The 14,065-nt window shown below is 71.1% G+C and carries 11 protein-coding genes and 1 pseudogene; 3 read left to right on the top strand and 9 right to left on the bottom strand.

Going from position 1 to position 14,065, the window contains the following annotated elements; all coding sequences use genetic code 11:
- Positions 1 to 13 precede the first annotated feature (13 nt).
- A complete protein-coding gene (locus MQV74_RS35355; protein WP_242727171.1) occupies positions 14 to 256 on the top strand; it encodes a ferredoxin in 243 nt (80 codons plus the stop codon).
- Positions 257 to 601: 345 nt separating this feature from the next.
- Positions 602 to 2,518: a RiPP maturation radical SAM C-methyltransferase gene (locus tag MQV74_RS35350; RefSeq protein ID WP_242727169.1), complete on the top strand. Its 1,917-nt coding sequence runs from the start codon at positions 602 to 604 to the stop codon at positions 2,516 to 2,518.
- Between the two features lie 82 nt (positions 2,519 to 2,600).
- Here the strand turns inward: MQV74_RS35350 and MQV74_RS35345 are convergent, their stop codons facing one another.
- The 4 genes from MQV74_RS35345 to MQV74_RS35330 form a co-directional block, all read right to left on the bottom strand.
- Positions 2,601 to 3,464, bottom strand: a complete 864-nt coding sequence (locus MQV74_RS35345) for a DUF3592 domain-containing protein (RefSeq protein WP_242727161.1) — start codon at positions 3,462 to 3,464, stop codon at positions 2,601 to 2,603.
- A gap of 24 nt (positions 3,465 to 3,488) precedes the next feature.
- Positions 3,489 to 4,580, bottom strand: coding sequence for a hypothetical protein (locus MQV74_RS35340; protein WP_242727160.1), 1,092 nt, complete (start codon positions 4,578 to 4,580; stop codon positions 3,489 to 3,491).
- Positions 4,581 to 4,691: 111 nt separating this feature from the next.
- Entirely contained in the window at positions 4,692 to 6,098 is a 1,407-nt protein-coding gene (locus MQV74_RS35335; protein ID WP_242727159.1) for a DEAD/DEAH box helicase, read from the bottom strand.
- Between the two features lie 507 nt (positions 6,099 to 6,605).
- Complete coding sequence (locus MQV74_RS35330; protein ID WP_242727151.1) at positions 6,606 to 7,925, bottom strand: amidohydrolase/deacetylase family metallohydrolase; 1,320 nt, start codon at positions 7,923 to 7,925, stop codon at positions 6,606 to 6,608.
- Between the two features lie 17 nt (positions 7,926 to 7,942).
- Between MQV74_RS35330 and MQV74_RS40965 the strand changes: the two genes are divergently transcribed.
- Entirely contained in the window at positions 7,943 to 8,404 is a 462-nt protein-coding gene (locus tag MQV74_RS40965) for a DUF6193 family natural product biosynthesis protein (RefSeq protein ID WP_308402340.1), read from the top strand.
- Here MQV74_RS40965 and MQV74_RS35325 read toward each other — a convergent pair.
- The 5 genes and pseudogenes from MQV74_RS35325 to MQV74_RS41545 all read right to left on the bottom strand — a co-directional run.
- Complete coding sequence (locus MQV74_RS35325) at positions 8,376 to 9,323, bottom strand: aldo/keto reductase (RefSeq protein WP_242727148.1); 948 nt, start codon at positions 9,321 to 9,323, stop codon at positions 8,376 to 8,378. The two genes, MQV74_RS40965 and MQV74_RS35325, sit on opposite strands and share 29 nt — an antisense overlap.
- A 121-nt stretch (positions 9,324 to 9,444) precedes the next feature.
- Positions 9,445 to 10,761 carry a tetratricopeptide repeat protein gene (locus tag MQV74_RS35320; RefSeq protein WP_242727146.1) on the bottom strand — a complete coding sequence of 439 codons (1,317 nt, stop codon included), beginning with the start codon at positions 10,759 to 10,761 and terminating at the stop codon, positions 9,445 to 9,447.
- Positions 10,762 to 10,989: 228 nt separating this feature from the next.
- On the bottom strand, positions 10,990 to 11,574 hold the full coding sequence (locus tag MQV74_RS35315) for a DinB family protein (protein ID WP_242727144.1): 585 nt from the start codon (positions 11,572 to 11,574) through the stop codon (positions 10,990 to 10,992).
- A gap of 203 nt (positions 11,575 to 11,777) precedes the next feature.
- Positions 11,778 to 12,839, bottom strand: coding sequence for a C40 family peptidase (locus MQV74_RS41250; protein WP_242727142.1), 1,062 nt, complete (start codon positions 12,837 to 12,839; stop codon positions 11,778 to 11,780).
- A gap of 11 nt (positions 12,840 to 12,850) precedes the next feature.
- A pseudogene (locus MQV74_RS41545) lies at positions 12,851 to 13,555 on the bottom strand (SPFH domain-containing protein); the annotation flags it as partial.
- Positions 13,556 to 14,065 lie beyond the last annotated feature (510 nt).

The following is a 14,065-nucleotide window of genomic DNA, read 5'->3' as shown; positions in this document are numbered from 1 at the left end:
GAGGAGGGCACACATGACAGCGCCGAGCAAGGAACCCTGGTGCGTGAAAGTCGACACCTCCCTCTGCATGGGGTCCGGCATGTGCGAGGGCATCGCACCCGACTATTTCCAGCTGGTCGACAACCGCGCGCAGCCGACCCACCCCCGCGTCGAGCAGAACGATCTCGTACGCGAAGCCGGCGAGAGCTGTCCGGTGGAGGCAATCCTCGTACGCGACGAGCGGACGGGCACCGTGATCGCACCCCGCGAACACTGACCCGCCCCCGGCTTCAGGCCCGTCGGTTCCCTCCGCTCCAAAAGACCGGATTACGGCGCGCGGCAGGGCGAAGGCATACCGCGAGAACGCGTCAGCCAGGTATTCCCCGCCCGTCCTTGCGCATTCCTTGCACCCGGGTAGGGCATCTGCAAGCCTCGCATGGCCACCTGCTGTCCCCTGACCCGGCCGCGTCGTTCGCCCTTCCCCTGTCACCCGTCGTCCCTGATCGATGCGCCGCGCCTCCGTCCGGAGGGAGCGGTTTTCGGCGGGGCGCGCCGCGACACGGGCGTGACGGCCCGAGCGCCCGGCAGGACGCTCCGACCCAGCACGGAGAAGGAGAGCATCATGCGGATCGCCCTGGTCAACATGCCGTTCGCCGACTGGTACCGCCCATCGGTGGCGTTGAGTCAGCTCGCCGCGCACACCGAGCGCGAGTTCGGCGATTCGGTGCGGACCGACATCTGCTACGTCAACATTGACTTCGCGCTCTCGTTCGGAGCCGGTGAATACAACCGGCTCGCCAACGAATACGGCAACCTGACCACCGGAATCGGCGAGTGGCTCTTTCGCAACCTGGCCTTCCCGGACTCCGACGACAACACGTCCGACTACTTCCAGCGCTACTTCGCCGACGAACGGTCGGGCGATTTCCGGTCCCATCTGCTGCGCATACGAAATCGTCTGGGCGACTTCTGCGAAGGCGTCATCGACGACTACGGCCTCGCGACGGCCGACATCGTCGGGTTCACCTCCATGTTCTCCCAGAGCATCCCCAGCATCGCCCTCGCGCAGCTGATCAAGCAGCGGAATTCCAAGGTCACCACGATCATGGGCGGAGCCAATTGCGAAGCCCCCATGGGCGCGGTCCTCGCCGAGCGGATCCCCGCCCTCGACTACATTTTCTCCGGGCCCGCCCTGCACACCTTTCCCGAGTTCGTCCGGCGCCTGCTCGACGGCGAGCCCGCGCAGGCCGAGGCCATCCCCGGAGTGATGACCAGGCACAATGTGAGCGTCGACCGATTCCGCCGCGCCATCGGCCGGGACTGCGACATCGACGACTACGTTCAGCCGGAGTACCAGAGCTTCGTCGACAAGTTCAAGGATTCGCAGGAAGCCCTGCGCGCGAGCGGCGGCACGGACGAACCCACGCTCTACTTCGAGACGTCACGCGGCTGCTGGTGGGGAGAGCGCTCGCACTGCACGTTCTGCGGGCTCAACGGCTTGGGCATGGGATATCGCGCCATGGCCCCCGAGAAGGCGCTGGCGCAGCTCCACTGGCTCTTCGAATACCACCCCTGGTGCACCGCGTTTCACGGCACCGACAACATCATGCCGCGCAACTACCTGCGTGACGTCTTCCCGCACCTCAAGACGCCGCCCGGAGCGCGCCTCTTCTACGAGGTCAAGGTGCCCATCTCGGACCGCGACTTCCGCACCATGGCGCAGGCCGGGGTGCGCGAGGTGCAGCCCGGCATCGAGGCCCTCGCGACCTCGACCCTGAAACTCATGGCCAAGGGCACCACGTCGTTCCTCAACCTCCAGTTCCTCCAGAAGTGCCTGCGGTACGACATCGCTCCGGTGTGGAACCTGCTCATCGGCTTCCCCGGCGAGGAGGAGGACGTCTACCGGAAGTACGCGACGGACCTGCCGAACCTGGTCCACCTGCCGCCGCCCGACGGGACCTTCCTGGTCCGCTTCGACCGGTACAGCCCGTACTTCACCAAGCGGGACGAGTACGAACTCGCCCTGCAACCCCTGGAGTTCTACCGGCTCGCCTATCCCGTGGTGCCGGACGAGCAGCTCCACGACCTCGCCTACTTCTTCGTCGACGAGAACCTGGCGCCGTATCAGCTCCAGTCCATCGAGTGGATCACGAAGCTGCGCGAGCTGACCGACGCCTGGCACGCCGCCTGGCAGCAGGACACCCCGCCCCGCCTGGTGCTCACGGCCGACGGCGCCGGAGAGCCCGGCGTGCTCGACACCCGGTTCGGCACCCGCCGGTGGATCCCGGTCGAGCCCGAGACCGAGGCGATGCTGCGACGGCTCACGTCCCCCGCCCGCCCCGCCAAGCTCGCGTCCGACCTGGGCATTCCGATCGACCAGGTGCGGGCACGGCTGGCCGAACTGGCCGACCGGAAGGTCCTGTTCGAGGAGAGCGGCACCGTCATCAGCCTCGTCACGACGGAAACGGCCGCCACGGAAGCCGAGACCGACGAGGACGCCGGCCACCGGCCCGAAACGCTCAGCATCCTCGGTCTGTGACCGGCACGACGGCCCGGGAAGGCGCCGCGCCACGACGGATCCGAGGCCTGGCTCGTGGAGCCGCGCCCCGGGCGGCCGGGCCTCAGAGCAGTGCCGCTCCCACCACAGCCGTCGCCGCGAGGACCACGATCGCCAGGACGTTGACCACCACGTCCAGGTTCTCCGAGCGCCGCTCGGCCGCGCGGTCCAGCGTGAAATCGGACGGATCGGCGGGCGTGTGGTGGACCGTGACGTCACGGCCGTACGCACGGGCGGGGTCGGGCAGGTGTGCCGTGCAGTGGGCGGTGACAGCCGTACCCTCGCGGGTGGTGAACGAGACGACCGGGGTGATGGTGGTCGAGGTGTGGCCGTCGGCCTGGTCGACGGTGACGTCCTTCAGGACCGCGACGATCCGCCCCTGCGCGGCCTCCATCGCGGCCAGCCTGCCGATGCGGTCGTGCTTGGCACGTACCGTCCCGGGAAGGTGGACGGCCGCGTAGACCGCCAGCGGCCCGCCGAAGCCGATCAACGCCCACGGCCACCCCCGGTCGACCGCGGCGAGGGCCACAAGCCCGGCGTAGACCAGGAAGAGCGCGCAATGCGGCCCGCCCAGCCCCCTGCTGGCCTGCTCGGGGCCGGTGGAGAACCGGTAGGCGTGCGGTCTGCCCCGCGGGTGGCTGACCCCGACCTCCCGGCCCTCCCACGCCGCGGTGATCACCTCGCCGCGCTCACCGTCGTTCGTCACCGTCACCTCCTGCCCGGAGGCCGGATCGCGGTACGAGACGACCACGGATATCCCGCCCACCCGGGACCCGCCGTGACGGGGCTCCCGCACCCGCTCGATCCGCCCCGTGAGCCGGACCGCCCGCTGCGCCTTGGTCACCCCGGCCAGCGACATGCCGTACCCGACCACCGCCGCCGCGCCCCACACCGCACACCACAGCACCAGGAACTCGTCCCACCCCATGCGCCCCTCCTCCTGCCGACCCGGTCAACTGCCGCTGTGCCGCAGCACTTTGCCCCGCCCGTCCGCCTCCAGCGTCCCCGTGCCCCCCTCGCCGGTCACCACGACCCTGAGGGTGAGCGAGCCGCTGACGCCGTCGGCGGTCAGCTGCCAGCTCCGCGGCGAGTCGGCGCCGAGGTCGGCCCTGGCCTTCTCGACCAGCGCGGGCACGCGATCGTAGGGCAGGGAACGCGGGTCGAACCCGGCGCCCTTCACGCCGGTGGGAGAGAACGCGACCGTCAGCATGCGGTCCTGCACCACGACGGTGAGCGCTTGGCGCCGCCCCGCGCCCCGCGTCAACGACTCGACGGCCCTGCGCAGTTCACCCCGGTCGAGCATCGACTGGCCCGGGCCGAGGGTGACCGTACCGGTCGTCGACGTCACGGTGGTCGTCGTCGACGACGACGAAGAAGAGGAGGAGACGGACGGCCCCCGCGACGCGCCGCTTCCGTCGGAGTCGAACAGGTCGGCCCGGAACAGCAGGAGCACGGCGGCCACGCCGAGCAGCAGGCCGAGGAGCGTGAGGAGACCGCCGGCAAGTCCCTCCGGGGCCTCGCTCTTCATGGCAGGGCCGGGCGCCGAGTCCAAGAGCTCCGTGGCCGCCCGCTCCTCCCACTCCGGCGTGGGCCGTTCCACGATCCGCGCCTTCCACGGCTGGTCCGGCGGGTAGGCCACCACCACGACGCCGCGGCGCCGGTAGCCGGACAGCTCGACGAGGTTGATGTCCTGCCGGATCTCGACGCGGTAGGCGGGCGCGTCGTCCGGCGCGACGGTCAGGTCGAACCGCACCGGTACGTCGCTGGTCTCACCCCTGACGGCCTCCAGGCTCTCGATCATCGCGAGCGCCGTGCGCGGTGCTACGGCGGCCTCACGGGCGCGGCGCGGCAGGGTGACGAGGAAGAAGACCAGGCCGTAGACCGCGGGCAGCGCCAGCCCCGCGACGATCAGCGTCACCTTCTCGACGACGCACCCGCTGATGAAGGCGGTCAGCGACGCCCCGATCACACCGCCCGTCAGGAACCCCAGGGCGAGTCCTGCGGGCGTGTGGTGCGTGGGCGGCGCGCCCGCGGTGATCGTCATGCGGCTGATTGTGCACGCCACGGGTAACGGCCGACAGACCTGTGCACAACCCTGGCGGTCGCCACTCCGACCGTTTCCTCAAGCGGTACGCCCCCGCCCGCGAGGCCGGGCTCAGCCGCCGCGCCGCACCCGGGCCGCCTGGCGGGCCTCCGCCAGCTTGCGGGCCTCGCTGGTCTTGCGGGACGACCTGGTGCCGGAGCCGGAGCCGCCCTTCGCGTCCTTGGTGCTGCCCAGGCCGCGGAAGGGGGCGTTGTGGTTCTTGGGGCGCGAAGCCGCGGCCCCGGCGTCGAGGGGCTTGCCGGAGGGGGTCCTCGCGCCGGTGATCCGGCTCAGCTCCGCTTCGCCGGAGCGCACCTTGGTGACCTTGGGGGTGACGTCGGCGTCCGCCATGACCTGGCTCGTCTCGCGGCGCTGTCCCGAAAGGACGAGCGTCACGACGGTGCCGGAGCGGCCGGCCCGGGCCGTGCGGCCCGCGCGGTGCAGATAGTCCTTGGGGTCGGTGGCCGGGTCGACGTTGACCACGAGGTCGAGGTCGTCGACGTGCAGGCCGCGCGCCGCGACGTTCGTCGCCACCAGCGCGGTGACCTCCCCGTTCTTGAACTGGGCCAGGGTGCGGGTGCGCTGCGGCTGTGCCTTGCCGCTGTGCAGGGCGGCGGCGGCCACGCCGTTGGCCCGCAGGTGCCGGGTGAGCTGGTCGACGCCGTGCTTGGTGTCGAGGAACAGCAGGACGCGGCCGTCCCGGGCGGCGATCTCCGTGGTCACGGCGTACCGGTCCGGACCGTGGACGACGAGGACGTGGTGCTCGATCGTGGGGACCGCGCCGGACGGCGGGTCCACGGAGTGGACGGCGGGGTCGCGCAGATAGGTCTGCACGAGCTGGTCGACGTCGCGGTCGAGGGTGGCGGAGAACAGCATCCGCTGCCCGTCGGGACGCACCTGGTCCAGGATCTCGGTGACCTGCGGCAGGAACCCCATGTCACACATCTGGTCGGCCTCGTCCAGGACCGCGATGCGCACCCGCCCGAGACGGCAGCCCTTGCGCGCGATGAGGTCGTGCAGACGGCCGGGCGTGGCGACGACGATCTCGGCGCCGTCCCGCAGCGCGGCGGCCTGCCGCCCGATGGACACGCCGCCCACCACGGTCGCGAGCCGAAGCCGCAGGGCCTCGGCGTACGGGGTGAGTGCCTCACCGACCTGCTGCGCCAGCTCCCTGGTGGGCACCAGGACGAGGGCCAGCGGCTCCTTGGGCTGTGCGCGCCGCCCGGCCGTCCGGGCGAGCATTCCCAGGCCGAAGGCGAGCGTCTTGCCGGACCCCGTGCGGCCGCGGCCGAGGACGTCCCGTCCCGCGAGCGCGTTCGGCAGCGTCGCCGCCTGGACGGGGAAGGGCACCGTCACCCCGTGCTCGTCGAGCACCCGCAGCAGCGCGGCGGGCAGCCCGAGGTCCGCGAAGGACGCCGCCGCGGGGGCCTCCGGTGCCTCGTCCTGCGGCCGGGCGTCGGTACGTGCTGATTCGCTCACAGAGAGCCTTCCTCCGAGGGGACCGTACCGAGGAAGGCGCGGCGGGGACGCGGCCACCGGCACGGGGCACCGAACGGAGCTCCGGCACAGCGACGCTGCAAACGCCCCACGCTAGCACGCGGCCGGGCCTCCCGAGCAGCAGCGTCGGGGCCGGGCCGTGTGCTCCGTGGCCGGTCGTCGGCTGTCGGACGACGAGGGCGAGGTAGCCGCCGTCCGCGTTCAGCGACGGCCGGCCGCAGCTGTGGGGTCAATGCGGCACAGGGGGCGCCGAGGGGTGGTGCATGTTGGCTCGTTCATGCGGTTACGTCGAGGCCGAAGGCCTGGTAGGGACCTCGGCGCGGCAGCCCTCCCCGGCGACCGCGGCTGCGGCTGCGGCGGAGAGCGTGTGGTTGGCCAACGGCGGAAGGGCCCGGCCCGCGGTGCGGGCCGAGCCTCCCCCGCTCACCCGTCGCCGAGCACCCCGTCGAGGCGGTGTCCGGCAACGGGCGGCGACGTGGACCGAACCGCTCAGTGCCCGATCGGCCCGTCCGCCGGCTTCGCGCTCGGCGTGTACTTCTTCGCCGTCTTGCCGTTGAGGTCCCAGACCACCTGGCCGCCGCGGACCGTCAGCTCCGTGGACAGCTTCTGGGTGCCGTCCACGCGGAAGCCGAAGCTGTCCACGTACCCGAAGTTGCCCTGCTCGCGGGCGAACACCGCGATGTCAGCGGGCGCGCCCACCGAGAGGTTCCCCAGGTCGGGGCGCTTGATCGACTGGGCGGGCTTCCACGTCGAAGCGCTGATGACGTCCTTCAACGGCATGTTGAGGGCGAGGAACTTGGACATCACGTTGGTCATGTCCTTCATGCCCGAGTTCATGCTGGTGATGTGCAGGTCGGTGGAGATGGCGTCGGGGGTGAACCCCTCCTTCAGCGCCGGGACCGCGACCCGCCAGCCGAAGCTGCCGCCGCCGTGACCGACGTCGTAGAGGACGCCGCGGTCACGTCCCTGCTGCATCGCCGGGTTCAGCTTGCCGTCGGGACCCAGCTCGCCACGGTTGCCGGAGTAGGCGTGCGAGTAGATGTCGCCCGGGCGCAGCTTCTCGGTGAGCAGCGTCTTCAGGGGGCGCTCGGGGCGGGGCTCACCGAAGTCGACGAGGACAGGGACGCCTGCGTCCTTGCCCGCCTGGATGGAGTTGTCGACCGGCGTCCACTCCGGCCCCTCGTAGTGCGCCGTCTTGATGCCGACGATCGTGTCCGGGTACTGGCGGGCCTTCTCGGCGGCCGGGCCCGGCTTCATGTCGCTGAGGTCCTGCTCAGCGGGGTTGCCCGCCATGCCCTTGCCGACGATGTTCAGGAAGGCGAGCACACGGGTCTTGGAACGGTCGATGGTGTTCTTCTTGAAGAGGTCGAAGTTGGAGGCACCGGCGGATCCCGCGTCCACCGCGGTGGTGACACCGGAGCGGAAGGTGAACCCGTCAGGGGCGACGCCGTTCTTGCCGTTGGCGTACGCGTCCTCCGGCCCGTTGAACAGGTGGGCGTGCAGGTCGATCAGACCCGGCGTGACGAAGTTGCCCCCCGCGTCGACGGTCTGCTTCGCGGCGGACGCGTCGATGTTCGCGGCCACCTTGGCGATCTTGCCGTCCTTCACGGCGACGTCGCGCACGGCATCGAGGTTGCTCTTCGGATCGATGACGTGGCCGCCCCGGATGACGAGGTCGTAGGCCTCGGGGGTGCCGGTCTTCGTCCCGGCCGTCGCGCCGGTGGAGGGGGTGGCGCCGATCGTGGCGCCGACGATGAGGGCGATCCCTGCGGGCAGCAGGATTCGGTGGAGCCGGTCTCTTGTGGGCATGCGGATTCCCATCTCAGATGACGGCGATGTGGTCTAGACAACTGTGCCCGATGGGACGCCTTTCAATCAATGAAGCGTCCATGTATTTCTGTGGTCACACAGAAGACCGAACAGATCAAGCCACATGGGGAGTTGGCGCCGAGGCGGAGCAAGCCCGCCTGTTCCAGGAGGCGATGCGGTGGGCGGCGGCGACGATTCAGGCCGCCGAGAGGGCACGCCAGGCCACCCGACAGGTCCGAAACCTGTCGCCCGGGACATCTGGGGTTCTGGGTCCGCAGCCCCCTGAAACCCAGTCAGTGGGACCGGCAGCCACCGCAGAGGAGGCCATCGCCATGACGGTTCAGCACCTCCCCGCGGGCTGCGGTCCCACCTTCCCGGGCACCCCCGAACAACTCGCCGTTCACGAAGCCGCTACTCGCCCGGCGGACGGGGGAAGCCCGAGGGGCGGGCTTACGGCAGGGGACCGCCACGGGCGGTGACCCACAGGTCGTACCACTCCTCGTGGGTGAGTTCGGGCTCGCGGCCGACGGCGTCGCGGCAGGCGCGGATGCGTTCGGGTCGGCTGGTGCCGATGACCGGGGCGATGCGGGCCGGGTGGCGTTGCAGCCACCACAACAGGATCGTCTCCGGTGTCGTCCGCTTGCGTGCGGCGAGGCCGGAGAGGAGCTGCGCGGTGGGTGAGTCACTGTCGCCGGTGTAGCGGCCCTGGGCGAGGGCGCCCCAGGCCTGGAGCTGGATCTCGTGGGCCTGGCAGTACTCGACGGTCCCGTGCGGGAAGCCCGTCTCGGCCGCGGCCGGGGTGTTCACGAGGACGCCCGCCTCGACCCAGTCCCGGCTGCCCAGGCTCATCTCCAACTGGTTGGCGACCAGCGGGACATCGAGGTGGCTCTGGAGGTGTGTGATCTGCGCGGCGCTCATGTTCGACACACCGAAGTGCCGCACCAGACCCTGCCCGTGCAAGGAGGCGAAGGCCTTCGCGATGTCCTGCGGGTCGGCCAGCGGGTCGGGCCGGTGCAGAAGCAGGACGTCGATCACGTCGGTGCGCAGACGGGTGAGGCTCTCCTCGACGCTCCGGAGGATGTGTGAGCTCCGCAGGTCGTACATGCCGGGGTGGCGGCCGTCGGCCTGCCGGATGCCGCACTTGGTCTGCAGGACGATGCGCTCCCGCAGCCCGGGCGCCCGGTCGATCAACTCGCCGAAGACCGCCTCGGACTTGCCGCGCCGGTAGATGTCGGCGTGGTCGAACACCGTCATGCCGGCGTCGAGCGCGGCCTCGACAGCGGCTTCGGCGTGCGCGATGTCCGCGGCGGTGTACGGCACGTCGTCCCAGGTGCCGCCGAGCCCCATGCACCCGTACACCGGCTGTCCGGTGCGCAGGCCGGTCGTCTGCCCTGTCATGCGTGGCCCTCCCTCTCCCAGTGATCCTTCACCTAGAGATGTGCCCAGGACGCACGTTCCTACGGGTGGCCCGCGCAGGGTGGTGGGGCGGCGGCCCTCTGCCCCCGTACGGCCCCGATGATCAAGTGGCCTCGCCCCGCGCGATGTAGAGCTTCATGTCCGTGAAGTCGAGGGTCGCGTGGTACGGCTTGTGGAACGTGTGGAAGAAGGCGGCCCGCACGTCGAACCCGTAGGGGGTGAGCGCGGCCTGGGGGTGCGTCTCGCAGTAGATGTCCTCGGCGGTGGCGTCGCCGAGGCGGATCTCCTTCGGGTAGCAGGGGTAGGTGACGGCCGGGTGACTGTGGGCGAACGTCCCGATCGGGCGCTCGTAGTCGGCGCGGATCCGCAACCGCTCGGCCGTGTCCCCGAACACGACCGCGGCGCTCTCGCCCCCGCTTCCGCCGAAGTTCACGCCCACCACACCGGCGCGAGAACCGCCGACGCCCGTGATGCTGCCCCTGGTGTGCAGATACTGCTCGGCCAGCCACAGCGGCTGGGGCTCGGCGCCCGCCCGTGCGGCGGCGGCACGTACCTTCCTGGCCGCTTCGGGGGTGCGGCGGCGCAGGATCAGCTGGCGGCCCGCGTAGTCGAAGGTGGTCAGCAAGTGGGCGAACAACCACGTGCCGATCATGCCGCCACCACCGTCGGTGGTGGGGTCGACGTCTCCGCCGGACTCCGTCGTCGACCACCCCACGGGGACGTTCCGGAGTTCGATGTCACCCAGCCTGAAGGAATCCAGTACTCCGTAGTGCGCCCAGAGGGAACGGCCCTCGAAGTCGATCCTCTGGCTGGCGAGGGGGCTCAGCCCGGCCTCCTTGGCCTCCGTCGCGGTCAGGCTCAGATTCGAGGCGCCGGTGTAGAACGCGAAGGGCTTCGGCGGTCCGCCATTGACCGAGGCCTCCACCAGCGGGTTCGGGTCCATCTGCTTCCACGCCAGCCGCGCGGTGTCACCGTGGACCTGGTACGGCTCGCCGCGGACGGCCGCGAACCACTTGGCGTAGGCCTCTTCGCCACCCGCTCGCCAGTGCGGTGCGGACAGGGCGAGCTTGTCCTGCCGCAGGTAGCAGTCGGCCAGGAAGAGGTGGGCGTCCTTGTCGTCGGGCGCCAACTGGACTGCCGTCTTGAGGTACTTCTCGGCCGCGGGGAACTCGTTGGCCAGCAGTCCGACATGGCCGCGACGGCGGGCCGCGTGCAGGTTCTCGGGGTCCGCTTTCAGGATCTCTTCGTACGCGCGACCGGCCTGCTCGAACTTCCCGGCCTTGAACAGCGCGTCGGCGTCACCGCTGCCCGCCAGCGCCGTGGCCGTCCCGCCCAGCAGCGGCGCGGCCGCGACGGCGCCGGTCAGGACGGCGGCTCCCCGTAACAGCGCACGCCGGTCCCATGCCCCGCCCTCAGCCATGCCTGCTCCTCTTCGCGAGTGCGCTCGTCGTGAGGCCCTGTCCCGGATGAACCGGCCGCAACAGCTCCGGTTGGTTCGTCCGGCCCTGTCCGACCTTTTCCGGCCTTGTCCGAGGGGCCGCTTCCACGACTCCACTGAAGACTCAGGCCTGTTGCGGGGACGTATGCGCTTTTTGATACGCCCGCGATACTCCACCCACTCAGAGCGTCAAGGAACGGCAAGGGGCCTCTAGGCCTCGATGGGCGCGGCCGATCTGGCGGCCTGCTCGATCCTCGCCCAGTAGGCCGCACGGGCTTCCTCGTCGACCTGTGTCTGGTGCTCGGGGCGCATTCCGGTCCGGCCGTCGAGGCCCTCGCGCAGGATGTCGGCGTGCCCGGCATGCCGGTTGGTCTCGCCGAGGACGTGGACCATGACGGCGAACAGGTTCGTGTTGGGACGAGGCTCCGGCCACCACGGCACGTGGCCGGGGGCGTCGAGGGGAAGCTCGTCGATCGTCGCGTCCGAGTGTTCCCACGTGCGCAGGTAGAACCCGGTGATCTGTTCGCGGGTCTCGTCCTCACTCGCCCACAGATCGCTGCCGTCGTGGTCCTGCCACGGCACCAGCGGCTCCGGGGAAGGACGGTCGAAGACCTCGCCGAAGTACCGGGCCTCGACGCCGGCCACGTGTTTGACGAGGCCGAGGAGGTTGGTCCCGGTCGCTGTCAAAGGCCGACGGGCGTCGTACTCGGACAAGCCGTCGAGTTTCCACAGCAGCGCCTTGCGGTCCCGCCGCAGTCTCCCGTGCAGGTTTCTCTTCGCGAAGTCATCGATCATGCGGCATGAGCCTGCCACGGGCTGCTCGTGGTCTCAAGATCCCGACGTGGTCCGCGACGACGGGCAGAGCCGGGGCCCGGCCGGGGCCGAGACGCTGACCTGCTGCAAGAAGCCCCTTTCGGCGGGCCCCGGCCGATGAGCGCGGACGACGGCGGGAACCATCCCGTCCAGGCCGCCTTCGACGGCGGCCTGGACGGGACGACCTAACGCACCCGGCCGTACAGGTTCGGGCGGTATCGCTCGAAGGACGAGATCCGGACCCGCTTGCCGGGGCGCGGGGCCTCCAGGTACTGGCCGTTGCCCAGGTAGATCGCCACGTGGTGGATGCCGGAGGAGCTGCCGTCGCCGCTCCAGAACACGAGGTCCCCGCGGCGCAGGTCGCCGCCGGCGATCGGGGTGGTGGCGCGGTACTGGTCGGCGGCCACCCGGGGCAGCGAGATCCCGGCGGTGCGGTAGGCGGCCATCACCAGGCCCGAGCAGTCCCAGCTGTGCGGGCCGTTGCCACCCCAGGCGTAGGCGTCGCCGAGGTGGGCCATGGCGAAGCTGACGGCGGCCTCGGTGCCGTGCCGATGAGGGGTGCTGAAGACGGGCGAACGACCGGAGGAGGAGCCGCCCGAGGGCGTCGGCGCACCCGCGTACCGCTGGTACTTGCTCTGGTGACTGGTCCACCACCAGCCGCCGTCGCGCTGGTACCAGTACACGCGGTCGGTGGCGTCCCAGCCCGCTCGGCCGCGGAAGGTGGGGTGGGGGTTGTGCCCACGGCTGCCCCGCGAGGACGAGCTCGTGGGCGAACCACCGGCGTGCTGCTCGTACTTGCCCTTGTGGGCGGTCCAGTGCCAGTGGCCGTTCTTCCGGTACCAGTACACCCCGTCGGCGGCGTCGTATCCGGCGCGGCCCCGGAACGTCGGCTCGGACGACGGGGTCCGGCCGGGCCGTGAACTTCCCGCCCCCTTCGGTGCGTTCGCGTCGCGGCCGGAGTGCGCGACGTACTTGTCGTAGTGGGACGTCCAGCGCCACCAGCCCGTGGCGTCCTTGTACCAGTACTTGGAGCCGTCCCAGCCGGCATGGCTCGGGGCGGGTTCGGCCGAGGCGGTGCCGGTGGCGGTGCCGACCAGGACGGCCGCGCCGACGGCGGCCACGACGGCGCCGCGCACGGTGCAGCGCCGGTCGGCGCGCGTGCGCGAGGGGCTTCCCGCGCAGGCCGCCGTGCAGGCCGCGCAGGCGCAGTCGACGGGCGTCTCCTCGGTGAATTCGGGTGTCCGCACGGAGGTTCCTTTCAGTGAGTGTCCACGGCGGTGCCGCGCGCCGTGTAGAAGGCCACCGTCAAGTCCTTGACCAGGGCCTTGCGTTCGTAGTCGTCGAGAGCGACGAGGCCTCGCTGGGTGAGTCGGCTGACGGTGTCGTCGACGGCGTCGAGCACCGACGTGATCACGCTGTCGCGGTGTCGGGCGTCGATCGCGGCGATCTGCCGGCGCTGCATGGCGGCCGCGACCTCGGGCGCGTACGCGATCCCTGTCGGCCGCGCCGAGAACACCTCGATCCCGACCGCCCGGCACTCGGCCGCCAGGGCCCGGCTGAGCTTCTCCCCCACCGCCTCGGCGTCCCTGAGGGTCTCGATGTCGGCACCGACCTCGCCGAACGCGTCGGCGGGCAGCTGGGAGACCACCCGCGCGGTCACCGCCTCGACCTGCTCACGCAGGTACGCCGCGTAGTCGTCGACCGCGAACAGCGCCCGCGCGGTATCCGTGACCCGCCACACCACGAGCACCACGACCCGCAGCTCCACGCCCTGCGCGTCGACCGCGGCCATCGGTTCGCTGCGCCAGTGCCGCAGCCGTACGTCGACGCGGCGGCGCAACGTCAGCGGGCTGATCCACACCAGGCCGGTGCGCCGGACGGTGCCCCGGTAGCGGCCGAACAGCGAAAGCACCCAGGCGGAGCCGACCCGGCCCCGGGTGAGCCCCCCGAGAGCGAGCAGCGCGAGGGCCCCGCAGCCGCCGACGGCGCCCCACTGCCGGACGCCGAGCCCGTCCGCGGACCGATCGGGCAGCCGCAGCAGCTCCGTCAGCCGTACGGGCACGAGCCCGCCGGACCAGACCAACGCGCCCGCCCCGGCCACCGCGAGGAGCGCGACGAGCACCGCCCACCACCCCGAGCAAGCGGGCCCGCACCGCTCGAAGAGGTCCTTCTCCAGCCGAGGAGGAGGCACGAGCCGACGGGTCCTGGCGGGGCGGGCCGGTCCTGGGGCCGCGGTGGCCGTCCGCGGCGGTGGCCTTTTGGCCGGCTCGACGCCCCGGAAGAGGAGGTCCATCGGGATCGTTTCGTGGTACTTCCGCACGACGAACTCGGAGTTCGTCGCGTTCATCGCGTGCGACGCGTGTGCCGGGGGACCGCCACCCGCACCGGCGCTCTTTCCGGTTTCCGTGGTCGCCCCCTCTCTGTGGGCCCCTCTCTCGAATTCCGGCTGCTTCTCGGTGGCTTCGGGTTCCGG

Origin of the sequence: Streptomyces sp. AN091965, assembly GCF_022698285.1 — a bacterium.
Classification (GTDB): domain Bacteria; phylum Actinomycetota; class Actinomycetes; order Streptomycetales; family Streptomycetaceae; genus Streptomyces.
The sequence above is the reverse complement of the archived record's forward strand: the minus strand, read 5'-3'. Positions and strand labels throughout refer to the sequence as shown.

Excerpts from the sequence above, each read along its gene's own strand:
- MQV74_RS35355 (WP_242727171.1), top strand. The coding sequence starts at position 14 with ATGACAGCGCCGAGCAAGGAACCCTGGTGCGTGAAAGTCGACACCTCC.
- MQV74_RS35350 (WP_242727169.1), top strand. The coding sequence starts at position 602 with ATGCGGATCGCCCTGGTCAACATGCCGTTCGCCGACTGGTACCGCCCA.
- MQV74_RS35345 (WP_242727161.1), bottom strand. The coding sequence starts at position 3,464 with ATGGGGTGGGACGAGTTCCTGGTGCTGTGGTGTGCGGTGTGGGGCGCG.
- MQV74_RS35340 (WP_242727160.1), bottom strand. The coding sequence starts at position 4,580 with ATGACGATCACCGCGGGCGCGCCGCCCACGCACCACACGCCCGCAGGA.
- MQV74_RS35330 (WP_242727151.1), bottom strand. The coding sequence starts at position 7,925 with ATGCCCACAAGAGACCGGCTCCACCGAATCCTGCTGCCCGCAGGGATC.
- MQV74_RS40965 (WP_308402340.1), top strand. The coding sequence starts at position 7,943 with ATGACGGCGATGTGGTCTAGACAACTGTGCCCGATGGGACGCCTTTCA.
- MQV74_RS35325 (WP_242727148.1), bottom strand. The coding sequence starts at position 9,323 with ATGACAGGGCAGACGACCGGCCTGCGCACCGGACAGCCGGTGTACGGG.
- MQV74_RS35320 (WP_242727146.1), bottom strand. The coding sequence starts at position 10,761 with ATGGCTGAGGGCGGGGCATGGGACCGGCGTGCGCTGTTACGGGGAGCC.
- MQV74_RS35315 (WP_242727144.1), bottom strand. The coding sequence starts at position 11,574 with ATGATCGATGACTTCGCGAAGAGAAACCTGCACGGGAGACTGCGGCGG.